This window comes from Streptomyces sp. NPDC058678 (genome assembly GCF_042714835.1).
Classification (GTDB): Bacteria; Actinomycetota; Actinomycetes; order Streptomycetales; family Streptomycetaceae; genus Streptomyces.
In genome coordinates, this window is the sequence record NZ_JBHXSG010000017.1 from 122666 (window position 1) to 143969 (window position 21304).

General features: G+C 69.8%; 23 protein-coding genes. 14 read left to right on the forward strand and 9 right to left on the reverse strand.

Annotated features, from left to right (window positions below):
- Positions 1-3: 3 nt before the first annotated feature.
- Positions 4-1203 (forward strand): winged helix-turn-helix domain-containing protein, encoded by a 1200-nt coding sequence (locus ACFWWR_RS18085; RefSeq protein ID WP_383859643.1) that lies wholly within the window; start codon positions 4-6, stop codon positions 1201-1203.
- Positions 1204-1211: 8 nt separating this feature from the next.
- On the opposite strand, the gene ACFWWR_RS18090 is transcribed toward ACFWWR_RS18085, so the two are convergent.
- The 6 genes from ACFWWR_RS18090 to mtrA form a co-directional block, all read right to left on the reverse strand.
- The gene (locus ACFWWR_RS18090; protein WP_383859646.1) at positions 1212-1958 is read right to left on the reverse strand and encodes a response regulator; all 747 of its coding nucleotides are present in this window, start codon (positions 1956-1958) and stop codon (positions 1212-1214) included.
- Positions 1959-2162: 204 nt separating this feature from the next.
- Positions 2163-2855: a ribosome hibernation-promoting factor, HPF/YfiA family gene (gene hpf, locus ACFWWR_RS18095; protein ID WP_383859649.1), complete on the reverse strand. Its 693-nt coding sequence runs from the start codon at positions 2853-2855 to the stop codon at positions 2163-2165.
- A gap of 311 nt (positions 2856-3166) precedes the next feature.
- Complete coding sequence (locus ACFWWR_RS18100; protein ID WP_384304161.1) at positions 3167-4264, reverse strand: ComF family protein; 1098 nt, start codon at positions 4262-4264, stop codon at positions 3167-3169.
- Between the two features lie 186 nt (positions 4265-4450).
- The gene (locus tag ACFWWR_RS18105) at positions 4451-6277 is read right to left on the reverse strand and encodes an LpqB family beta-propeller domain-containing protein (RefSeq protein ID WP_383859655.1); all 1827 of its coding nucleotides are present in this window, start codon (positions 6275-6277) and stop codon (positions 4451-4453) included.
- Complete coding sequence (mtrB, locus tag ACFWWR_RS18110) at positions 6267-8369, reverse strand: MtrAB system histidine kinase MtrB (protein WP_384304163.1); 2103 nt, start codon at positions 8367-8369, stop codon at positions 6267-6269. Before mtrB ends, ACFWWR_RS18105 begins: the two co-directional genes overlap by 11 nt.
- A 1-nt stretch (position 8370) precedes the next feature.
- Positions 8371-9060: a two-component system response regulator MtrA gene (gene mtrA, locus ACFWWR_RS18115; RefSeq protein ID WP_187283109.1), complete on the reverse strand. Its 690-nt coding sequence runs from the start codon at positions 9058-9060 to the stop codon at positions 8371-8373.
- A 185-nt stretch (positions 9061-9245) separates the two neighbouring features.
- On the opposite strand from mtrA, the gene ACFWWR_RS18120 reads away from it, so the two are divergent.
- Entirely contained in the window at positions 9246-9698 is a 453-nt protein-coding gene (locus tag ACFWWR_RS18120; protein WP_384304166.1) for a hypothetical protein, read from the forward strand.
- Positions 9699-9700: 2 nt separating this feature from the next.
- On the opposite strand, the gene ACFWWR_RS18125 is transcribed toward ACFWWR_RS18120, so the two are convergent.
- Positions 9701-10516 carry a sulfite exporter TauE/SafE family protein gene (locus tag ACFWWR_RS18125; RefSeq protein WP_384304169.1) on the reverse strand — a complete coding sequence of 272 codons (816 nt, stop codon included), beginning with the start codon at positions 10514-10516 and terminating at the stop codon, positions 9701-9703.
- Positions 10517-11141: 625 nt separating this feature from the next.
- Here ACFWWR_RS18125 and ACFWWR_RS18130 point away from each other — a divergent pair.
- Complete coding sequence (locus ACFWWR_RS18130; protein ID WP_384304172.1) at positions 11142-11936, forward strand: NUDIX domain-containing protein; 795 nt, start codon at positions 11142-11144, stop codon at positions 11934-11936.
- Here ACFWWR_RS18130 and ACFWWR_RS18135 read toward each other — a convergent pair.
- A complete protein-coding gene (locus tag ACFWWR_RS18135) occupies positions 11920-12963 on the reverse strand; it encodes an XRE family transcriptional regulator (protein ID WP_384304220.1) in 1044 nt (347 codons plus the stop codon). The two genes, ACFWWR_RS18130 and ACFWWR_RS18135, sit on opposite strands and share 17 nt — an antisense overlap.
- 424 nt (positions 12964-13387) lie before the next feature.
- On the opposite strand from ACFWWR_RS18135, the gene ACFWWR_RS18140 reads away from it, so the two are divergent.
- From ACFWWR_RS18140 to ACFWWR_RS18190, 11 genes are all read left to right on the forward strand, one after another.
- Entirely contained in the window at positions 13388-13741 is a 354-nt protein-coding gene (locus ACFWWR_RS18140; RefSeq protein ID WP_384304174.1) for a hypothetical protein, read from the forward strand.
- A gap of 2 nt (positions 13742-13743) precedes the next feature.
- Positions 13744-15099: an FtsK/SpoIIIE domain-containing protein gene (locus ACFWWR_RS18145; protein WP_384304177.1), complete on the forward strand. Its 1356-nt coding sequence runs from the start codon at positions 13744-13746 to the stop codon at positions 15097-15099.
- 82 nt (positions 15100-15181) lie between these two features.
- On the forward strand, positions 15182-15853 hold the full coding sequence (locus ACFWWR_RS18150; protein ID WP_384304179.1) for a DUF2637 domain-containing protein: 672 nt from the start codon (positions 15182-15184) through the stop codon (positions 15851-15853).
- Positions 15854-15874: 21 nt separating this feature from the next.
- Positions 15875-16057, forward strand: coding sequence for a hypothetical protein (locus ACFWWR_RS18155; RefSeq protein WP_384304182.1), 183 nt, complete (start codon positions 15875-15877; stop codon positions 16055-16057).
- Between the two features lie 5 nt (positions 16058-16062).
- Positions 16063-16254, forward strand: a complete 192-nt coding sequence (locus tag ACFWWR_RS18160) for a mobile element transfer protein (protein WP_143614700.1) — start codon at positions 16063-16065, stop codon at positions 16252-16254.
- Between the two features lie 12 nt (positions 16255-16266).
- A complete protein-coding gene (locus tag ACFWWR_RS18165; protein ID WP_217234632.1) occupies positions 16267-16422 on the forward strand; it encodes a hypothetical protein in 156 nt (51 codons plus the stop codon).
- Positions 16423-16444: 22 nt separating this feature from the next.
- Positions 16445-16777, forward strand: coding sequence for a SpdD-like protein (locus tag ACFWWR_RS18170; RefSeq protein WP_384304186.1), 333 nt, complete (start codon positions 16445-16447; stop codon positions 16775-16777).
- 89 nt (positions 16778-16866) lie between these two features.
- Positions 16867-17049 carry a hypothetical protein gene (locus ACFWWR_RS18175; protein WP_384304189.1) on the forward strand — a complete coding sequence of 61 codons (183 nt, stop codon included), beginning with the start codon at positions 16867-16869 and terminating at the stop codon, positions 17047-17049.
- Complete coding sequence (gene repSA / locus ACFWWR_RS18180; protein ID WP_384304191.1) at positions 17042-18421, forward strand: replication initiator protein RepSA; 1380 nt, start codon at positions 17042-17044, stop codon at positions 18419-18421. The genes ACFWWR_RS18175 and repSA overlap by 8 nt, the downstream gene beginning before the upstream one ends.
- Entirely contained in the window at positions 18418-18606 is a 189-nt protein-coding gene (locus tag ACFWWR_RS18185; RefSeq protein ID WP_384304194.1) for a helix-turn-helix domain-containing protein, read from the forward strand. The genes repSA and ACFWWR_RS18185 overlap by 4 nt, the downstream gene beginning before the upstream one ends.
- A gap of 74 nt (positions 18607-18680) precedes the next feature.
- Positions 18681-19811, forward strand: coding sequence for a tyrosine-type recombinase/integrase (locus ACFWWR_RS18190; RefSeq protein WP_384304197.1), 1131 nt, complete (start codon positions 18681-18683; stop codon positions 19809-19811).
- Between the two features lie 286 nt (positions 19812-20097).
- Here the strand turns inward: ACFWWR_RS18190 and mtnA are convergent, their stop codons facing one another.
- The gene (gene mtnA / locus ACFWWR_RS18195; protein ID WP_384304200.1) at positions 20098-21246 is read right to left on the reverse strand and encodes an S-methyl-5-thioribose-1-phosphate isomerase; all 1149 of its coding nucleotides are present in this window, start codon (positions 21244-21246) and stop codon (positions 20098-20100) included.
- Positions 21247-21304 lie beyond the last annotated feature (58 nt).

Consider the following 21304-nt stretch of genomic DNA (forward strand, 5'->3'; position numbering starts at 1 on the left):
CCCATGACGACCCTGCGCCCGGCCACCACCCTCTCGGCAGACGAAGCCCGCCGCATCGCCCTCAGGGCCCAGGGCTTCCTAGGCGCCCCGGACCGCCGCTCGGGCGTCCGCGGCATCCTCCGCCACCTGGGCGCGGTCCAACTCGACACCATCTCGGTCCTCGCCCGCTCCCACGAACTCATCCCGTACGCCCGCCTCGGCGCCGTGGGCCGCAAGACGGTCGAGAGCGCCTACTGGGGCACCGCGGCCACGGGCGCGGCTCCGGCACGTCCCCATGCCTTCGAGTACTGGTCCCACGCCGCCTGCATCCTCCCCATCGAGGAGTGGCCCCACTTCGCCTTCCGCCGCCGCGCCTACCGCAGCCGCCCGCACTGGAACCACACGCTCCCCGACGGCACCTACGACCAGGTCATCAAGCAGCTCCGCACCGAAGGCCCGCTGACCGCCACGGATCTGGGCGGCGCGAAGAAGACCAGCGAGTGGTGGGACTGGTCCGGCACGAAGGTCGCCGTCGAGCGCGCCCTCATGTACGGCGAGGTGGTGTGCGTCGAGCGCCGCGGCTGGAAGCGCGTGTACGACCTCGCCGAACGCGCCGTCCCGGACACCCTCCTGCACGACGACCTGACCGACACCGAGTGCCTGCGCCGCCTGGTCCGCCTCGCCGGCCAGTCCCTGGGCGTCGGCACGCGCGCGGACCTCGCCGACTACCACCGCCTCAAGGCCGAACAGGTCGACGCGGTGATCGCCGACTCGGGCCTGGTCCCGGTCACGGTCGAGAGCTGGGGCAAGCCGGCCTGGGCCGACCCGGCGGCCCTGGAGACTCCCCCGCGCGGCCGCCACCGCACCACCCTCCTGTCCCCCTTCGACTCCCTCGTCTGGGAACGGGCACGCACCGAGCGGATCTTCGGCTTCACCCACCGCCTGGAGGCCTACGTCCCCAAGCAGAAGCGGGTGTACGGCTATTTCGCGATGCCGGTGCTGGCCGGCGGCCACCTGGTGGGCCGTGTGGACCCGGCCCGCGAGGGCAGCACCCTGGTCGCCAGGCAGGTCACCCTGGACGGCCCGAAGGCGGTCCCGGCGGTCGCGCAGGCCCTGGTCGAGGCGGCGAGCTGGGTGAACTGCACGGGCATACAGGTGGAACGGGTGGACGCACCGGAACTGCGCGAGCCCCTTGCGAGGGAACTCGCCCGTGCGACCGGCTGATCCCGTCCTTACCGGATTTCGAGGATCTTCTCCCGCATCGCGTACACCACCGCCTCCATCCTGGAGTGCAGCTGCAGCTTCTCCAGGATGTTGCGCACATGGTTCTTCACGGTGTTCTCGGAGATGAACAACTCCTTGGCGATATCCCGGTTGTTCATCCCCGTGGCGACCAGCTTCAGTACCTCCAGCTCACGATCCGTGAGCCGTGGCGCGGGCACGAGACGGCGCTCGTCGGTGCGCTGGATCATCGACTTGAACTCGGTGAGAAGTTTCGACGCCATCGAAGGGCTGATCTGCGACTGTCCGTCGGCCACCGCGCGAATGGCGGTGGCCACCTCGTCGGTGGAGATCTCCTTGAGGAGATATCCGGTCGCGCCCGCCTTGATCGCTTCGTAGAGGTCGGCTTCCTCGTCGCTGATCGTCAGCATGATGATCTTGGCGCTGGGGGCGACCTCCTTGATGGAGGTGCATGCCTCGATCCCGCCGCGCTTGGGCATCCGTACATCCATCAGCACGATGTCCGGCAGCAGGTCGGCGGCCTTGTCCACGGCCTCCGCGCCGTCCCCGGCCTCTCCCACGACCTGGATGTCCTCCTCGGCCGCGAGCACGATCTCCAGGCCACGACGGAAGAGGGCGTGGTCGTCCACGACCAGGACACGGATCGGCTCCTTGCGTGGAGAGCCCGCGTCCGGGCCCGTGGCGACGACGCCGTCTCCGGCGTCCTCGTCCTGCATCGGTCCGAAGCTGTCCGCCATCGTTCCTCCCCCTGAAGGCTGTGGCCTGTGGTTCTGTGCCATCGCCAACCCAAGGCAACGGCCCAGCGGTTGGGCCGGTGCGGCCATGATTTCATGCCGGGACGACACTGCGGTGACAGAGCGGGGCGTGAAGTGGTCGCATACCGGTGCCCCTGGGGGCGCACACGCGCACCAGGGGCACCGGCTCGGCTGTCGGCAGGGTGATCAGCCGCCCAGCATGCCACCCGCCGCGGGGGGTTGCGCCTGGGCGACCATCGGGTCCGTGCTGAGGTGGATGACGCCGTAGTCGTAGGCGTGCCGCCGGTAGACGACGCTCGGCTCCTTGGTCTCGGAGTCGATGAACAGGTAGAAGTCGTGCCCGACCAGTTCCATCTCGTAGAGGGCCTGGTCGAGGGTCATCGGAGAGGCGACGTGGGTCTTCTCGCGGACGATGAGGGGGCCGTCACCCTTCACTTCCAGCGAGCCGATCTTCTTGGTGGGCACACCGTCCGACTCTTCCTCGAGGACGGGGTGGCCGTTCCCGTTGAGCGTCGCCGCGCCCGGAACGTGGTCGGCGACCTCGGCCGCCGTCAGCCGCCGCGCGCCTCGGCGTGTGTGGCGCTTGTCGTGCTGCTTGCGCAGCCGGGCGTCCAGCTTCTCCGCCGCCAGGTCGAGTGCCGCGTACGGGTCGCTGGCCGCCGCTTCCGCCCGGATCACCGGACCGCGGGAGTGGAGCGTGATCTCCACCCGGTCACTGCGGTCGGCCTGTCGGGGGTTCGGCTCCTTGGACACCTCGACGTCGAGGCTGATCACCTTGCCATCGAGCTTCTGGATCTTCTCCAGCTTCAGCTTCTCGGCCACGTGCTTGCGGAACCGCTCGGGCACCTCGGTCTTGCGGCCCTTGACGACGATGTCCACGCAGAACTCCGTTCCCGGATCACTCCGCTTCGCTGCGGAGCATCTCCCTTTTGCACCAGGCTCCGGTGAGCCCCGGAACCTCGGACTCGGTGACTTCCACCTCCTCCCCCGCGGGCAAGATCTCCACTCCACCAGTGCGGGTGATAGTGAAAAACCCACGGCACGGCATTCGGATAGGAGAGGTGTGGCCTGGGCCTTTCTCTCACAACCGAACATATCTCGCCCGGACGGATGTCGTCACCCTCTACCGCGGCCTACCTCCGTTCAGGTGAATTGGCCCTCTCATTACCTGCAACGATGCAAGTTCACAGTCAGTTCCGGTTTATTTCGAAAGAATCCGGCGTGGCAGCGACCACGGCCGCGCGGATCCTGTCGCGGTCATCGCCCACGCCCGCCATTTCCGACGGGGCGGCCACCCGGCCCGTCTCCTCCTCCGTCGCGCCGCTCATCCGGTCCCCTCTGCCTTCCCGGCCTGCCGCGCCATACACCGCCGTTGCACCCTCTCCACACACATCCGCCCCACCTGCCCACGTACGCCCACCACAGCCAACTTCCGTGTGCCGCACCGAAGCCGCGCCACCACCCTCCGCGACCGGCCCCGCGTCCGCGCCAGCACCACCGGCAACCGCGTACCCCGCACGGTTCCGGCCGCCGTACGCCGCCACGTCCCCGCCGGACACCGCCGCCCCCGTGCGCGCCGCCCGCACCGCACGCGCCGCTTCCGTCAGAGAGGCGCCCGTGGTCATCAGGTCGTCGACGAGCACGACCGGGCCGCCGAGGAGCAGCCGTCCGCCGCCGGGGGCCACCACCAGCGCGCCGGCGAGATTCTCGAGCCGCTGCCGGGAGTTGAGCCCCGTCTGGTCGGCAACGGCACGCCCCTGCCGCAGCACGGAAACCACCCGCGCAGGCGTACCCGCCCGCCGAAGCTGCCCAGCCGCGGCAAGCGCGATCCGCCGCGCCGGATCATGCCCCCGGGCCCGAACCGCCCCACGCGAGGACGGCACAGGGACGAGCATCACGACCTCGTCGTCCGGCCCCGCGGCCCTCGTGCCCTCAGCCGCGCCGACCAGCCTTCGCGCTTCCCCGAGCCCGGCCCCGTGAGGCGGTCCCCAGGCGTGCTGCAGTCCGGCCCGCACGGCCCCCGCCAGGGCCGTACCGAGCGGTGTCGCCAGCGCCAGCGCACCTCGTTCCTTGTGGGCCAGCAACATGGCCCGCACCTCGTCCGCGTACCGGGCCGCCGCGTGCACGACCGGCAGTCCCGACGGCTCCGGATCCGGTCGCACCCGGCGCGGTACGGCCCCGCTCAGGACGGCACGGCACTCCGGGCAGAGCACCGTACGAGGCGCCCCGCAGCCTCCGCACTCGGCCGGCAGCACCAGGTCGGTGAGGTCCTGCCACCACCCCCGCATGCCCACCACTGTGCCAACGCCGAGGCCACCCTGCCACCCCTGTGGACAACCGCCTGTGGATAACTCCAGCGCGATGCCGACAGCCGTCCGCACCCCGAAAGCGAGCGACCGCTCCGCCGGAGCGAACCCGGCAGGAACGGCCGCCTCCCTCACACCGCGGCGACACCCTGCCCCGCGGCCCGGCACTCACCCCGGATAGACCGGAGCCGTCCCGTCCGTGTCCACCTTCTGCCACTGCGTCCCGGACGACAGCCGTACGATCCCGTCCTCCGAGTACGCCACCAACGGCAACCGGTCGTCCTCGGACGCGGCGATCTCCTTCACGCCCGTCAGCGCCGCCGGCGCGGGCCCCTCCGGCGTGGAGCCGTCGACCTGGACGTACCGCATCTGCTGCACGCCACCCTGCTCGCGCCCGACCACCACGAGCCGGCTGTCACCGGCCCACGACATGGTCGTGACTTCTTCCATCTCTGGCGTCGCGGAACGCAGTTCCTGGATCGACGGCGCCTCCCCGGCCTTCTCGCCCCGCTCGATCCGCCCGATGAACAGGGACTGCTTGCCGTCCTTCTCCACGACCAGCGCGATGCGCACGCCGTCGGCGGCCAGCCGGATGTCCTTGACGCGCCCGTCCAGCCCCGGCGTCCGCACCGTGAGCGGCTTGCCGGCGCCCTCCTCAAGCAACAGCAGGCGCGGGTCGGCGGGGTCGCGGTCGGCCACCCACAGGTCGCCCTCCGCGTCCCAACTGGGTGCGGTCAGCCGGTCGTTCTCCGTCGGGCCCTTGCTGCTCAGCACGGGCTCCCCGAGCGATCCGCCCGACACGAGCGAGCCGACGTACAGTGCCTTCCCGTCGATGCCGACCCCGGCCGCGCTGTGCTCGTCGCGCGACACGGCGACCGAACGCAGCTCCTTGCCGCCCTCGCCCAGTGCTCCCGGCACCGGATCGGGGTTCGTACTGTTGTTGCCCGCCGGCAGCCGTACGAGCCGGTGTTTGCCGTCGAGGAAGTACAGGTACTGGGGATTCTGCACCGAGCCGCGCGCGGCGACCCCGTCGCCCCCGGTCTCGTTGAGCGTGCACAACTGCTTGCCCTCTGCCTGCAGTTCGACCTCGTCGACCGCGGGGGTGAGGTTCTGCAAGGTGAACAGCAGCTGCGCCGCCATCTCTTCGCACTTGGTCGCGTTGACCCCCGCCGCCCGGTCGTTGAGCGGCACGGTCAGCTTGCTCTGGTCGTCCGGCGTCAACGACGTGACGCCCTTCTTGAGCTGCGTGCCCGTGGGGAAACTGGACCTGACGACCGGGTCGAGCCAGCTCGTGGGCCCGGTGAGCAGGGAACGCACCATCTGCGTCATGGGATCCACGCGCTCGCGCACGTACACCGGATCGGCGACGGCCACGGTCTGCGGACTCGTCCCGGCCGTCGTGTTCGAGGCGAAGTAGTACTTGTTGACGGACGTGTAGTTGCGCTGGAAGTCCGACTTGCCCATGACGACGCCCTGCGGCAGCCCGTCGATACGCCACTGCTTGGTCTTCTGATCCCGGGTGAGGTACACCGACTGGCTGTAGTTCCCGTCGGCCGGCGCGTACGACTGCTGCAGGTCCACCGTGGCGACCCGGTCACCGGTGAGCGGGTACGAGACGACGTTGGCGTCCTCGCGGTCCGCGGCCCGCTCGGGCCCGATGGTCGGCCCGTCGGCGAGCACCGTGGTCGACAGCTCCGGATGCCACTTCTTCGCGGCCTCGGGGGTCAGGTACATGCTCGCTGTCTCGTAGTTCGGATCGTCGCTGGTCAGCGCCTCCAGGAAGCCCTGGACGATCTCCGAGGCGGGTGCGTCCTCCTGGGGCGGCATGGCGAACACCCGCACCTGCGTGTCCTGGCGCGGCGTGGACTCGACGCCACGCAGGTCCCCGCTGTCGGGCATGGACGCACACCCTGCCAGCAGTACGACTCCACAAGCGGCGTACGCCGTCGCGCGCCCCGGTGTGCGCCGGGCGCCCCCCTGGCGGTCAGCGCCCACGAAATGCCTCCCCTTGCTCGTACGAGCCCTCCGACGCGATGTCCGGACGGCTCGCGTTCTCGCTCCGTGGCCCGCCTGCCTCGCTGTCCCCCTGCCGGCTTCCCGCGGACGCGTCGTCCTGCGGCCGCGCCCCTGAAGCGGGCCGTGGCACCACGCGCGAGCCGCTGCCGGGGAGTGCCGTCGGGTCGGCCGTGGGCGTCAGGGCGGACGGCCGGGGGGCGATCGGGCCACGTGAGGGCCCCTGGTCGCCCGTCGGCTGAGCCGGCACGGTGGCGGCCTTCTCCGCGCCCGCGCTCGGCAGCCCGGCGTCGTTGAGGCCACGATTGCGCCGCGAGTCCTTGGGCTCCAGCGGTATCGGCGAACCCCTCAAGGGCTCGTCCGCGGTCCGCGGCAGCGTCAGCCGGAACTGGGAGCCGCCGCCCGGCTCGCCCCACGCCTGCAGCCAGCCGCCGTGCAGCCGCGCGTCCTCCAGGGCGATGGACAGCCCCAGGCCCGTACCGCCGGTGGTACGCGCGCGTGCCGGGTCCGCTCGCCAGAAGCGGCTGAAGACGCGGGTCGCCTCGCCGGGCTTGAGCCCCACGCCGTAGTCGCGCACCGCGATCGCGACCGCCCCGCCCGCGGCGGCGAGCTTGACGACGACATCCTTGCCCTCGCCGTGCTCCACGGCGTTGACGACGAGGTTGCGCAGCACCCGCTCCACCCGCCGGGCGTCGGCCTCGGCCACGATGGGCTGCTGGTCGCCCACCACGCGAATCTGCGTGCCCTTGCGCTCGGAGAGCGGTTCGGCCCCGCTGACGACCCGCCGTACGACCACACGCAGGTCGATCGGCTCGGCCTCCAGGGCCGCCGCGCCCGCGTCGAAGCGGCTGATCTCCAGCAGGTCGGCCAGCAGCGTCTCGAACCGGTCCAGCTGGTCGGCGAGCAGTTCGGCCGACCGTGCGGTCACCGGATCGAAGTCCACGCGCGCGTCGTGGATGACGTCTGCCGCCATCCGCACGGTCGTCAGCGGCGTACGCAGCTCGTGCGACACGTCCGACACGAACCGCCGCTGCATCCGCGAAAGCTCCTCCAGCTGCTGGATCTTCAGCTGCAGATTCTGCGCCATCTTGTTGAAGGCCTCACCGAGCCGGGCGATGTCGTCCTCGCCGGTGACCTTCATCCGTTCCTGAAGCCGCCCGGCGGACAACCGCTCGGCGATGCCGGCCGCCATCCGCACCGGGGTGACGACCTGCCGCACCACCAGCCAGGCGATGGCCCCCAGGAGCACGACGACGAAGAGGCCGGCCGTCGCGAGGGTCCCCTTGACCAGGCTCAGGGACTTCTCCTCCTGGGTGAGCGGGAAGAGGTAGTACAGCTGGTACGGGTCGCCGTTCGGGTCGTTGACCTGCTTGCCGATCACGAGGGCCGGCTGGGACTCCTTGGCGGCAGCGTTGTCGTAGACGATCCGCGTGTAGCTCTGGGCGGCCGTCGACGGCCTGCTGTCGACCCGCTCACGCAGGTCCTCGGGCACACTGGCCGACCAGTCGACGTCACCCGAGGCACGCGGCCCGCGTCCACCGCCGCTGTCGTCGCCCGCGGGCAGCGTCACCACGTCGAAGGCGCCCTGGCCACCGCTGGACAGCGACTCCACCAGGACGCTCATCCACGGGATGACGTTCTGCTCGGCACGGCCGTCCACCGGAGCGCCGTCGTCACCGGTCCCGGCCGCCGCCTCGTCGGACTTCTGCTTGGCCACCGCGAACCCACCGGTGGCCTGGCTCTGCGAGGCCTTCACCTTGGCGTCCAGCAGCCCGTTGCGCACCTGCCCGATGACGACGAAACCGAGCAGCAGAACGACGCCCAGCGACATCAACAGGGTGGTGACGACGACCTTGAGCTGGATGTTGCGCCGCCACAGCCGCATGACCGGCAGCAGCGGCCGACGCACCCAGCGCATGAAAAGGCGCAGGACCGGGCTGCCCTGGACGCCGCCCTGGAGCAACCCGCCCTCGAGGAACCGGCCCCAGCGGGAGCCGGCCGTCTTCCGGCCGACAGGCCGCCCGGCGCTGGCCCCGGACCCGCCGGGCGCCGAAGCGGCACTGTCTTCGGACATGTCAGCTGGGCCCGGCCTTGTAACCGACGCCACGCACGGTCACCACGATCTCCGGCCGCTCCGGGTCCTTCTCCACCTTGGAGCGCAGCCGCTGCACATGCACGTTGACCAGGCGCGTGTCGGCCGCGTGCCGGTAGCCCCACACCTGCTCGAGCAGCACCTCACGCGTGAACACCTGCCACGGCTTGCGCGCGAGCGCCACCAGCAGGTCGAACTCCAGCGGCGTCAGCGCGATCGACTGCCCGTCCCGCTTCACGGAGTGTCCGGCCACGTCGATGACCAGGTCACCGATGGCGAGCTGCTCGGGCGCCGGCTCCTCGGACCTCCTGAGCCGCGCCCGAATGCGGGCAACGAGCTCCTTCGGCTTGAACGGCTTCACGATGTAGTCGTCGGCACCGGACTCCAGGCCCACGACGACGTCGACGGTGTCGCTCTTCGCCGTGAGCATCACGATCGGCACCCCGGACTCCGCCCTGATCAGACGGCACACCTCGATACCGTCCCGCCCGGGCAGCATCAGGTCCAGCAGCACCAGATCGGGCTTCGCCTCACGGAAAGCGGCCAGCGCCTTGTCGCCGTCGGCTACGAAAGACGGCTCAAAACCTTCACCACGCAGCACAATGCCGAGCATCTCGGCCAGTGCGGTGTCGTCGTCGACGACAAGGACTCGTCCCTTCATAAACGACATCATCCCATTCTCGTAACAGTGACCGGGGCGCTGGTGAGCAGGGTCACCGGCCTGTGACCATAGTCGTACTGAACCGTCACTGTCTGCCCCCGTCCGTCGGTGTTGATGTCAGCACTGATGTCAACACCGACGGTGCCAGGGTCAACCCAGGGCACGACTGACGTCGCATGGGTTGTCGAGGGGGGCAGATGCCTGACAGCACTGATTGGCTCAGCGCGGCAGGGGGCATCGTTGGTGCCATTGGCGGACCTGCTGGCCTGTGGGCCGCCTGGAACCAACACCGGATGAACCAGCGCCGCCGGTACGGGCCACCGGAAGAGCTCATGGGCCTATTGGGCAAGATCATCGACGTTGCCCACGACATCACCCTCAGTTACCGCGACGCGGCTTGGTTGAGCGCTTCCGGCTTGAGCGCTGCGCGCGACCGGACGGACGAACTGTCTCATTTGGTCACTGATTCACTGCTTCGCCATGAGCTTGGACTTGTCACCGCAAACGCTGGCCTGGTACTCGGGGCGGTCACGCATGAGCACCAGTCCCCAGAGCGAAGAGTGACGACAGTCACGCAACAAGCGCAGTACGCAGCCGAGCTGGATCGATGGGCCAAAACGGCGCTGCTGGGGCTCCGACGTCGACTATGAACCTAGTCGTGACGGGCGAGCTTGATCGCAGAAACGAGCAGGATCACGGCGAGCACGGGGATGAGCAACTGGTCCGAGAACACGCCGAGTAGCAGTCCGCCTAGCACTGCCCCAGCGATCGAGCCTGCGGCCATGACCACGGTGAAGCGGAGATTCGCGCCCAAGACCGTGAAACTGCCGTCGCGGCTGTAACGGGCGAAAGCGACCAACATGGTCGGCAAGGACACCAGGAGTGACAGGCTTCCGGCCGTTTTGATGTCCACCGCGAACAGCAACACGATCGTCGGGATCAGCAACTCACCCCCTGCTACGCCCATGATCGCCGCGACCACCCCGATGCCGAAGCCCGCCGCGACCCCGCTGGGCACCTGAGCCCACAGGGGAAGGTCGAGCGTCTCCAGGATGGTGAAGTGTGTGATCAGCAAGGCGGTAGCCATGAGCACCATCAACGCCGCGAGCACCTTGTAGAGGGTTGAGCTGCGCATCCGCACCGCCCACGTCGCGCCAACCCAAGCACCGAGCAGACTGCCAGCCAGTAGGTTGACCGCGACGGGCCAGTGCTCCGCCACGTCGGAGGCCGGGACCGCTGCCAGTCGAGCGGGCAGGGCGACCAGGACCACGACCAGGCTCATCGCCTTGTTCAAGATGACCGCCGAGAGCGCGGCGAACCCGAACAGGCTGATCAGCAGCGGCAGGCGAAACTCTGCGCCACCCAAACCGATCATGCCGCCCAGCACGCCGACGGCCGCCCCCGCTGCGAACGCCAACGGCATCGAGTGCGGCGAACGCACAGCAACGAGATCCTTGTCGGTGGCCATGACGGGCATCTTCGCTGGTCGCTGCCTCTGTCCGCCAGGGCGGTCCCTCTCCTTACGGCCGGTTCGTGTGGTCGGCGGTAGAGCGTGCTCCCCACACCAACCCACCACTCTCCCGGCTCCCATCCCGTCTGCCGTCGACCCACACACCGTGGAGCGGGCGTGGTTCAGGGCGTCAAGGTGGAGCGCGCCACTGTACGAACGACCTTGACGCCCTGGGCCGCGTCCGCTCGGCTCTGCCTGGGTCGATGGCAGACGGGATGGGAGCTCCCGCACAAGCCGCTCACGGCCGGCACTCGCGAACGGCGCCCCCGCCATCCTGGAGCCTGAGCGCCCCCGCCGGAGGCATGTCCTTGACCTGCGGGCGACTCCCCCGCTTCTGCCCCGCAGCACGTAGCGCGCCGCCGGGCGCGGCCAGCCGGGGCGCAGACAGGAGGCAGGCCGCGCCGCAGAGGCGGCGCGCGCCCGCGCCGTGCGCGGGCCTTGATGAAGTAGGGAAAGTTCTACCGCGCCCTCGTGATCGCTTGGATCGGGAGGTACCTACTCACGGTGGGTGGGTACGGCTACGCTGGACCATCACAGCAGGCAACTAACTGGCCTCACAGGCTGCAAGGAGTGTGCCCACCGGATGGGACCGAAGTCAGAGAGGGTCTACCGCACGATCCGTGAGTGGATCTCGACGGGGAAGTACCTACCTGGCTCCAAGCTCCCATCTGAGCGAACTCTGTCCGAGGAACTGGGCATCGGCCGTACGGCGCTGCGCCAGGTGCTGGCCAAGCTCGTCGCTGAGGGCGTGGTCGAGGTACACGGCCGTAGCTCCTACCGGGTCCCGGACCGGTCCGTGACTACCGAAGCGCCGACGGATGTCGAGCCTTGGCAGATCCATGGCGAGCGGACGGTGTACGACAACCGCTGGGTGAAGCTCAGTCTCGTCGACGTCGAGCCTCCCGGTGTTGACCGCTTCGAGCATCACGTAGTGCGCCTGCACCACGTCGCCATTGCTGCCGTGATCGACGACCAGGACCGCGTCCTGATGATGTGGCGATACCGCTTCGTCCCCGAGGCCTTCGGCTGGGAGCTGCCCGGTGGCATCGTCGACGAGGGCGAAGACCCTATGCAGGCGGCGCTACGTGAAGTCGAGGAAGAGACTGGCTGGCGGCCGGACGCTCTTGAGCACGTGGTGACCTACCAGCCCATGGTGGGCATGGTCGACTCGCCACACGAGATCTTCGTAGGTCAGGGCGCGAAGATCGTCGGGGAGCCGACGGACCTGGAAGAGGCGGGGCACATCGCTTGGGTGCCTCTCGCTGACATTCCTGGACTCATGGCCCGCGGTGAACTCATGGGCTCGGGAACGCTCGTGGCGCTACTCCACGTACTCGCGTCCAGGAGTACCGGAGCCTCCCCTACAGCTGCTGCGTGAGCTGCTCGATCCGACGCCGATAACGCACTGAACCCGTACGGCTCGCCAACAGTCGGGCCTGCCGCAAATGGTCGTTCGCCTGGTTGTATTCGCCGCGGGTCATGTGCGCCTGTGCGAGATCGCAGCGCAGTCCCGCCGACGCCCGTATGAAGGTGGGGTCTGCGGAAGCAACGGCGTCGTACAGGCTGGCCAACGCTTCGTCGTCGCCTATCAGGGCGAGTGCGTTACCGCGCCACCTACTGAGGTGCCCTTCGTTCAGGAAGATGCTCAGCATGTCCGCGTCGCGGGCCTCCTCCCCCGACGGCAGGTATCGCATCGCATTTTCGAGCGCCCGCCGGCAGTCGTCCGGCATCCCCGCTCGGGCACAGATCTCGGCTTCGGCCGCGTACAGCCATGCCCTGAGGCGGGGTGACAGCGCCTTGCCACCGACGCGTTGGGCATCCCGTACCAGGTGGACCGCGACGGAGGCCCGACCCGCATCGCACAGAACGTACGCCTGCTCGGCCGTGGCGTGGGCGAGGTACATCGGCTCGTCGGCCTCCTGAGCCGCCCTCTTGCCCAACTCGTAGTGTCGCCAAGCGCGTTCGACGGCACCAACGTCCAGTGCCTGCCAAGCGGCCATGGTCGCCGCCCCAGCCAGCGCGAGAGCGACCGGCCGCCGAGTCTCGGGGAGTACCGCGAAGGTGAGCGCTTCCTCCAACGTCGCCAGATGGCCCGTCACCTGGTCGACGAAGCTCGAGGCCCCGAGTTGCCGGTCCATGGTCCGGAAGAGTTCCGTCTGATCCATGAACGTCTTCACCATGGTGAGGCTGACGCTGCGGGAAGCGTCGATACGGCTCATAAGCTCGTCGTACCCGTCAGCCGCTACAGGGGCGGCCAACGCCTCTGCTCTGCCGTGAAGCTCGTCATCGGTGATGCCGAGAAGCGCACGAAGGATCTTCGCGTAGCGGGCTGAGATCGAGCGGCGGCCGTTCTCCCACTCCGAGACGTAGACCCGCAAACTGGCCGTGGACGCGACGGTGAGCATGTGTTGGCGCGCATGGCGCTCGATCTCTCGGACCAGCCGCTCCTGCGACCACTCCCGCGCACTCCTCGCTGCCTTGAGTCCGTTCGTCACGTCGCCTCGCCCTGCATGTGGTTGCCAAGCCCTAGTAGCAGCATGCCTCACATCCCCGCAGGTCGGCAGGGGTTAACGGGTCGGGTGTTAACCCCTGTTGGCTACCGGGACGTTGGCAGAAACGGTTCTCTAGAAGTGTCGCAGGTAGGCGAGTTGAAGGGCCGGACCGACGACACCGCTTGACATCTGGTGCGCACCAGATGCAACCTACTGGTGCGCACCAGAGGGAAGCGCGAACACTCGTGGCATTGCTACGCATCCAAGTCAACGCACAGGAGCGGCGACCCACCGCCAAGCAAGTACGCCGCTCCCGTCCCTGAAAGGGAGTTCCATCATGCGTCAGATCCCCGTCGACACCTCCAACGCGACCGTGATGGTCGCCAAGGCTCCGCAGCCGAAGGTCAAGGACCGTCGTACCGGTGAGATCGCCCTCGACAAGGACGGCGTCACTCTGATGACCGTGGAGGTCATGTTCTCCACGCCGGACGAGGTGGAGATCCTCAAGCTCACCGTCCCGCAGCCGGGAGTCTCGGAGGAGCTGACCATGGGCACCCCGGTCGCCCTGACCGGCCTGGTCGCCTCAGCGTGGGAGAACGAGTTCAACGGGCAGAAGCGGCACGGCATCGCCTTCCGCGCGGTTGCCGTGACCTCGCTCGCCGCTGCTGCCTCGCAGTCCAAGGCTGCCTGATCATGACCTGGTTCATGGTCGCTCTGGTGCTGGTCGTCGCTGCCGCAGTGATCCTGCGGTGGCGGCGCCCCGCCTGGTACTGGCTGACCTTCGGGGTCACCCTCGCCACTCTGCGGGTCCTGGTCCGCTACGCCTCGGTCATGGACGCCTGCGGCCTGACGGTCCCGCCCTCTCGCTGGCGCCTGGCCTTGGCCCGGATGGCAAACCGGCCCGTTCCCGAGTCCCGTCCGCCGCGCATCCTGCGGATCCGCCCGACCCGCACCGGCCTGGTCCTTCGGCTGGGCCTTCGCCCCGGCCAGGACGCCTTCGACGTCGCGGCGGCCTCCGACCGGCTGCGCCACTCCTTCAACCTGTACGGCGTCACCTCGCGCGAACTGCGCTCCGGTGTGGTCGAGGTACGGATGACGGGCTACGACGTCCTCAAACGGGTGCAGATGCCCGCCCGGACCGACACCCGACCCATGCGGGTCCCGGTCGCCCTGCGCGAGGACGGCTCGGTCCACTACCGCGACTACCGGGCCGTCCCGCACGGGCTCACCCTGGGCGCCACGGAATCCGGGAAGTCCGTCTACCAGCGCAACCTGGTCGCCGGACTCGCCGCCCAGGACGTGGCCCTCGTGGGCATCGACTGCAAACAGGGAGTGGAACTCTTCCCGCTGGCAAGGCGCTTCTCCGCGCTCGCCGACAACCCGGACACCGCCCTCGACCTCCTGGAAGCCCTCGTCTCCCACATGGAAGACGTCTACCAGCTCATCCGCGCCCAGCAGCGCATCAGCGTCGCGATACCGGACGCGGAGATCGCCGCCGACATCTGGGACCTGCCCGCCGACCTGCGCCCCGTCCCGGTCGTGGTCCTGGTCGACGAGGTCGCCGAACTCGCCCTGTTCGCTTCGAAGGAGGAGGAGAAGCGGCGGGACCGCATCATCACCGCCCTGGTGCGCCTCGCCCAGCTCGGCCGCGCCGCCGGCATCTACCTGGAGATCTGCGGGCAGCGCTTCGGCGCCGAACTCGGCAAGAGCATCACCATGCTCCGCTCCCAGCTCACCGGCCGCACCGCCCACCGCGTCAACGACGAGACCTCCGCCAACATGGCCTTCGCAGACATCTCCCCGGACGCCGTCCTGGCGGCCGTCCAGATCCCCACCGACATGCGCGGGGTCGCCATCACAGGGGACTCCTCCGGCGGCTGGGCCCGCATCCGCGCCCCGCACACCTCGCTGCGCGAAGCCGTCAACATCTGCAACAAGCACGCCGACCGCGTCCCGGACCTGCCCGCCCTGGCAGCCTTCCGCCCCGCGGTTGCCCCGCTGCCCCCGGCCCGCGTGCCGCTGTCCAAGACAGCCCCCGCCACCGCCTGACCCACCCCCGCACTCCGGTCGGCGCGACCGCCTCGCGCCAGGTCCCTACCCCTCCCATGCCTCATCACCGGAAGGAGCCGTGATGGCCCGCACCGCCCTCCGCGTCGACGCCGTGCTCGTCCAGGCCGTCATTGCCGGGGCACTGTCCTTCGCCCACCTCCACGACCTCGCCGCCGCTGCCGGACAAGACGGCTGGAAAGCCTGGGCCTACCCCATCTCGGTCGACCTGCTCCTGGTCGCCTCCTGGCGGCGGCTGCGCTCCGATGGCCCGTCCCGGCTGGCCTGGTGCTGGTTCGTGATCGCCCTGGTGGCCTCGCTCGGCGCCAACGTCGCCACCGCCGGGCTCCTCAACCTCCAGCAGGTACCGGCCTGGCTGCGCATCCTGGTCGCCGCCTGGCCCGCCCTGGCCTTCATGGGCGGCACCCTCCTCGCCCACTCCGCCCCCGGCCACCCGGAACCAGAAGTGCCGGCCGCTGCACCCAACCCCGAACCGGTCGCCTCACCTGAGCCAGAAGTCATCCCGGCCGCAGTGACCGAGACCGAGGAACCTCCCGCGCTTCCGGCCGCCGAACCCGTCCGCGCTGCGCCTGCTGTCCCGGCTGCTTCGGTCCCGGCCGCGCTGGTGGACCACGCCCGCAAGGTCGCCGACGACCACCAGACCCGGACCGGATCGCCGATCGACACCGACACCCTGCGCGCCCGCCTCGGCGTCCCGCCCCAGCTCGCCGATGCCATCGCCGCCCAACTCGCCTGACCTCAGAAGGGAGCAAGACCGATGCTGCGTGACCCCGCCGACCTGAGCGTCTCCGACTACCTCGACGGCGCACGCGCGATGCACGCAGCCGGACGCCCCTACCTGGCCTACCTCCTCGCCGAGGAAGCCGCCCAGCGCACCGCCGACCCGGCCACCGCCGCCGGTATCCGCGCCCAGTTCCCCGCCCCCACCCGGAAGGACTGACCGACATGCCTGCCCGCGACCACTTCCACTCCGTGATGCGGATCGGCCCCGTGCAGATCGGCACCCACCGCGACCGCCACGGACGCACCAAGCACGCCGCCGTGTGCACCAACGACCGCTGCGGCTGGTCCGCCGACTACTCCAGCCAAAGCGCCGCACAGCTCGCCGCCCGCACCCACCGCTGCACCGCCCGATAGGAGGCCACCGCCATGGAAGTCCCCCTCTGGTTCGCCCTCGCCGCTGTCGGCTACCTCGGCATCAAGCTCATCCGCCCGCCGCTCTGGCTGGTCCTGGTGCTCCTCCTCGGCGGCTACCTCATCGCCGACAGCCTCCTCGCCCCCGTCATCGACACCGCCATCAAGTAACCACCCTGAAAGGAGATCGCTGATGTTCCACCCGAAGATCCCGACCATGCCGCAGCCGACTGGCTTCACCACTGCGCCCGCCGTTGTCGAGCCGACCGCCGTCGTCCCGCAGCAGGCCACCGCCCCCGCACCGGTCACCCCCGTACCCGCTCCGGCTGCGGCGTCTGCCCGGCCCACCGTCCAGCTCACCCCGGGCGCCGTCGTCGCCCTGGTCGGTGGCGGCACGGCCGTGGTCCTGGTCGTCGGGGCCGTCCTGGTCTCGATGCTCCTCGCGGTCGCCATCACCGGCGCCTCGGTCGCCATCTGCGCCCTGGTCATCCGCTCGCTCATCAACAGCGAAAGCAAGCGGCACTGACCGGCCCCCGGGCGGCCTCAACCGCCAAGCATCCGCCGCCCGGGAGCCCTGCCCATTCCGAACCCGAAGAGCCGGAAGGAACCCCCAGCATGACGCACCGCACCACAACGCCGCCCCGAATCTGCTCCCACTGCGACGGGCACGCCTCCGCCGCCATCACCCTCGGCGGCCGCGACCAGCACGGCCACCTGCGCACCATCACCGCCCACTGCCCGGCCTGCCACGGCACCGGCACCCGCCCGGTCCGCACTCGGGAGGGCGCCCGTGCCTGACCTGCTCCTCGACCCGGTCACCCTCGGCGATCTGCTGAGGGTGGCCTCGGCCGACAACTACGACCGCTGGCACGAACAGATCCGCCGCACCGGAGGCTGCGCCGACCCCATCCACCTCACCGGCTGGACCCTCGCCAAAGACAAGACCACCGGCGAGACCCTGCACCACTACTCCACCGACAACGAACCCGGCGGACGCCTCCGCGTCGCCTGCGGCAACCGCCGCGCCTCCCGCTGCCCCTCCTGCGCCTGGACGTACGCGGGCGACACCTACCACCTCATCCGCGCCGGACTCGCAGGAGACGACCGCCGCGACATCCCCGCCACCGTCCGCGACCACCCCCGCGTCTTCGCCACCCTCACCGCACCCTCCTTCGGCCCCGTCCACAACCGGCCCGACCATGGCACCTGCCGCTGCGGCACACGCCATCCCGCCGACGACCGGACGCTCGGCACGGCACTCGATCCAGAGACGTACGACTACGCGGGCGCCGTCCTCTTCAACAACCACGCAGGTAACCTGTGGCAGCGCTTCACCAACCGGCTCCGCCGCGAGATTGCCGCCCGCGCCGGCATCACCCAACGCGAACTCAAGGAAGCCGCCCGCATCTCGTACGGCAAGGTCGCCGAATTCCAGAAGCGCGGTGCCCTGCACTTCCACGCCGTGATCCGGATCGACGGCCCCGAGGGACCCGACACACCGCCTCCGTCCTGGGCGACGGTCGACCTCCTCGCCGACGCGATCCACGCCGCCGCCGCGCACTCCTACACGTCGGTCTCGGTCCCCGCCGCCGACGACCAGCCCGCCCGCACCTTCCGCTGGGGCAAACAGCTCGACGTCCGCCCGGTCAAGGCCTTCGGCGACGGCTCCGACATCACCGAACAGGCCGTCGCCTCCTACGTCGCCAAGTACGCCACCAAAGCCGCCGAGAACACCGGCACCCTCGACCGCCGCATCGGCGAACTCTCCGAACTCGACCGCCACGGCGTACCTGACCACACCCGCCGCCTGATCGAAGCGTGCAAGACCCTCGACCCGCTCTACCCGGACCGGCGCATCTGGGCCTGGGCTCACATGCTCGGCTTCCGCGGCCACTTCTCCAGCAAATCCCGCCGCTACTCCACGACCCTCGGCGCCCTCCGCCAGGCCCGAGCCGACTTCCGCGCCGCACAGGAACGCGAAGCCCTCGGCCTCGACGACCAGGAGCCGGACACCGTCCTCGTCCTGGCCGACTGGCAGTACGCCGGACACGGCCACACCCCCGGCGAATCCGCCCTCGCCGCCACCATCGCCCGCGACCTCCAGCAAAACCGGCAGACCGCTCGCGAAGCCCTACACGACCAGCTCGCCTTGGAAGGAGCCGCAGCATGACCACTGCCACCCCTGAACTGCTGACCGTGCCCGACGTCATGGCGCGGCTCAAGGTCGGCCGCTCCAAGGTCTACGACCTGATCCGAACTCGCCGCCTGGCCTCCATCAAAGTCGACGGCTGCCGCCGCATCCCCGCCGACGCTGTTCGGGACTTCATCCAGAGCCAGCTGGCGGTGGCCGCCTGATGCCTCCGCGCAAGCGCAACCCCAACGGATCGGGCACCGTCACAAAGCGGGCTGACGGCCGGTACCAAGCGGCGGTGTACGTCCCTCAGCCGGACGGCACAACGAAACGGAAGTACGCGTACGGCAAGACCTACGACGAATGCGACCGGAAGCGCCGTGAGCTGATCGACCGCTCCAACGTCGGCATCCCGACCCCTACGCGGGACATGACGTTGGGCCAGTGGTTCGACTACTGGCTTGAGATCGTTGTGAAGCCCAACCTCGCAGCGAACAGCTACCGGGCGTACGAGACCGCCGTGCGGCACCATCTTCGCCCGCGTCTGGGCTCCAAGGTCATGGTCAAGCTGGGCGTCAAGGAACTGCGCGGGGCCATACAGGCGCTCGCACGGGACGAAGGGGCCAAGACCGCCAAGCGGGCACTGCGGGTGCTCTCTGCGGCTCTCACGGCTGCCATGGTCGAAGACATCGGCCTGACGCGGAACGTGACCAAGCTCGTTCACGTGCGGGCGGCCACGGACAGCGGGAAGAGCTGGGATGCCGTGACTGTGCTCCGCTTCCTGGCTGCCGCCCGTCGGCTCACGCCGTACTACCCGACGTTCCTCCTGCTCTGCCTGCTCGGTCTGCGCCGGGCTGAGGTGTGCGGGCTGCGCTGGGAGAACATCGACCTGGACAACCGGGTCGTCTGGGTCGAGCAGCAGCACCAGCGCGCCAGCGCCGGCACAATCGACGCGGAACTCAAGACCGAGACCTCCAAAGCGCCCCTGCCTCTGCCTGCGCAGTGCATCGCGCCCCTTCGCTGGACGCGCATGCGAACGGCCATGCTGCGGGAACGCGCGATCGAAAAGGGGCGGCCCTGGTTCGAGGATCCCGACGGCCACGTGTTCGTGACCAGCACCGGTCGGCCGCTCACACCGGATCAGCTCTACCTGGTGCTCCAGCGGATCGTCAGGGTGGAGGGGCTCAGCAAGATGAACCCGAAGGGGCTCCGGAAGTCGTGCGGCACCCTGCTGGTCCATCTGCGGGTGCACCCTCGCATCGTGAAAACGATCCTGCGGCACAGCCGGATAGCGACCACCATGGACATCTACGCTGAGTCCCTGGACCCGGATGTCGTCGACGCCGTCGGCCAGCTCGACCGCCTGTTGCGGCAACCCGCCCGCCTCCGGGAGCTGGAGGCCGCATCGGGCCTGGAAACCGCCGCTTGATGTAGCCGTTGGATGTCACGGCCCCTCTCCTCGCGCATCGCCGCAGGTAGGGGGGCCGTTTCCGTTGATCAGTCTGGGAGCATCCCATTCTCGTAACAGTGACCGGGGCGCTGGTGAGCAGGGTCACTGGCCTGTGACGATAGTCGTACGGAGTCGCTACTGTCTGCCTCGCCCGCTCGAAGCGCCGAGTCCGCGACCGACGGCACCCAAGATGCCACGGCCCCTCCTCCCGCCATCGGCGCCGCCTGAGGGGCCGCTCCTGCCGGCCCAGGCCGACAGCCTCTCCTCAGCCGGTCGTCACCTTCGGCGACCTCGCACACAGCTCCGCAAGCGCCTCAGCCGTCACGGGCGAGACGACGCCCTCCTCCGTGACGATCGCCGTCACCAGCTCGGGCGGCGTCACATCGAACGCCGGGTTGTACGCCTGGGTCCCCAGCGGTGCCACCGGAACCCCGCCGCCCACCTCCGCTCCCACCACCGGCACCTGTGGTGCTGTGACCTCGGTCACCTCATGTCCGGGACGCTGCTCGACCTCGATCGACGCCCCGTCCGGCGTGTCCGGATCCACCGTCGTCACCGGTGCCACCACGATGAACGGCACATGGTGGTACCGCGCCAGCACCGCGAGCGGATAGCTCCCCACCTTGTTCGCCACCGACCCGTCGGCCGCGATGCGGTCCGCCCCGATCAGCACCGCGTCCACCTCCCCGGCCGCGAACAGCGAACCCGCCGCGTTGTCGGTCAGCAAGGTGTACGCCATACCGCGGCGCGCCGCCTCGTACGCCGTCAGCCGCGCCCCTTGCAGCAGCGGCCGCGTCTCGTCCACCCACAGCCGCCGCAGCTCCCCCGCCCGGTGGGCCGCGAGCGCCACCGCGAACGCCGTGCCCTCACCGCCCGACACCAGCGACCCGGTGTTGCAGTGGGTGAGGATCCGGTGCCCGCCACCGGGCAGCAGTTCCTCCAGCAGGGCCAGCCCTCGCTCGGCCATCCGGCCACTGGCCTCGGCGTCCTCCCGGTGCAGCTGCCGTGCCGCGGCCAGCGCCGCGTCGGCGGCCTGCCGGGCATCACCGCCCTCGGCGAGCTTGGCCCGGTACGCGGACTGGGCCCTGCGCACCCCGCCTGCGAGGTTCACCGCCGTGGGGCGGGCACCCGCCAGCGCGTCCGCAGCGTCGTCCACGTCGAACCCGCGTACGGCGGCGAGCGCGACGCCGTACGCCCCCGCGATGCCGAGCAAAGGCGCCCCGCGCACGGCGAGCGAACGGATCGCCTCCACCAGCGCCGGCGCATCCGTACAGACGAGTTCGACCTCCTCTGCCGGGAGCCTCGTCTGGTCGAGAAGCACCAGTACGGGCCCCTCGGGTGGCTCGTCCCATCGGATCGCCGGAATCTCGGTCGGCCTGCTGTCCTCGCCGGTTTGCGCGTACTGATCAGCCATGCCGTCAGTCTGCCCGTTATCCGGCGGACAATTGAAGATGTCCAGCCCCTACCGCGGC

What these genes read in the sequence shown, in the direction of transcription:
- ACFWWR_RS18090 (WP_383859646.1), bottom strand. Translation starts at nt 1,958, where the DNA reads ATGGCGGACAGCTTCGGACCGATGCAGGACGAGGACGCCGGAGACGGC.
- ACFWWR_RS18170 (WP_384304186.1), top strand. Translation starts at nt 16,445, where the DNA reads ATGTTCCACCCGAAGATCCCGACCATGCCGCAGCCGACTGGCTTCACC.
- ACFWWR_RS18145 (WP_384304177.1), top strand. Translation starts at nt 13,744, where the DNA reads ATGACCTGGTTCATGGTCGCTCTGGTGCTGGTCGTCGCTGCCGCAGTG.
- ACFWWR_RS18150 (WP_384304179.1), top strand. Translation starts at nt 15,182, where the DNA reads ATGGCCCGCACCGCCCTCCGCGTCGACGCCGTGCTCGTCCAGGCCGTC.
- mtrA (WP_187283109.1), bottom strand. Translation starts at nt 9,060, where the DNA reads ATGATGTCGTTTATGAAGGGACGAGTCCTTGTCGTCGACGACGACACC.
- ACFWWR_RS18120 (WP_384304166.1), top strand. Translation starts at nt 9,246, where the DNA reads ATGCCTGACAGCACTGATTGGCTCAGCGCGGCAGGGGGCATCGTTGGT.
- ACFWWR_RS18155 (WP_384304182.1), top strand. Translation starts at nt 15,875, where the DNA reads ATGCTGCGTGACCCCGCCGACCTGAGCGTCTCCGACTACCTCGACGGC.
- mtrB (WP_384304163.1), bottom strand. Translation starts at nt 8,369, where the DNA reads ATGTCCGAAGACAGTGCCGCTTCGGCGCCCGGCGGGTCCGGGGCCAGC.
- ACFWWR_RS18130 (WP_384304172.1), top strand. Translation starts at nt 11,142, where the DNA reads ATGGGACCGAAGTCAGAGAGGGTCTACCGCACGATCCGTGAGTGGATC.
- mtnA (WP_384304200.1), bottom strand. Translation starts at nt 21,246, where the DNA reads ATGGCTGATCAGTACGCGCAAACCGGCGAGGACAGCAGGCCGACCGAG.
- ACFWWR_RS18175 (WP_384304189.1), top strand. Translation starts at nt 16,867, where the DNA reads ATGACGCACCGCACCACAACGCCGCCCCGAATCTGCTCCCACTGCGAC.
- ACFWWR_RS18160 (WP_143614700.1), top strand. Translation starts at nt 16,063, where the DNA reads ATGCCTGCCCGCGACCACTTCCACTCCGTGATGCGGATCGGCCCCGTG.
- ACFWWR_RS18135 (WP_384304220.1), bottom strand. Translation starts at nt 12,963, where the DNA reads ATGCTCACCGTCGCGTCCACGGCCAGTTTGCGGGTCTACGTCTCGGAG.
- ACFWWR_RS18140 (WP_384304174.1), top strand. Translation starts at nt 13,388, where the DNA reads ATGCGTCAGATCCCCGTCGACACCTCCAACGCGACCGTGATGGTCGCC.
- ACFWWR_RS18165 (WP_217234632.1), top strand. Translation starts at nt 16,267, where the DNA reads ATGGAAGTCCCCCTCTGGTTCGCCCTCGCCGCTGTCGGCTACCTCGGC.
- ACFWWR_RS18085 (WP_383859643.1), top strand. Translation starts at nt 4, where the DNA reads ATGACGACCCTGCGCCCGGCCACCACCCTCTCGGCAGACGAAGCCCGC.
- ACFWWR_RS18125 (WP_384304169.1), bottom strand. Translation starts at nt 10,516, where the DNA reads ATGGCCACCGACAAGGATCTCGTTGCTGTGCGTTCGCCGCACTCGATG.
- ACFWWR_RS18100 (WP_384304161.1), bottom strand. Translation starts at nt 4,264, where the DNA reads ATGCGGGGGTGGTGGCAGGACCTCACCGACCTGGTGCTGCCGGCCGAG.
- ACFWWR_RS18185 (WP_384304194.1), top strand. Translation starts at nt 18,418, where the DNA reads ATGACCACTGCCACCCCTGAACTGCTGACCGTGCCCGACGTCATGGCG.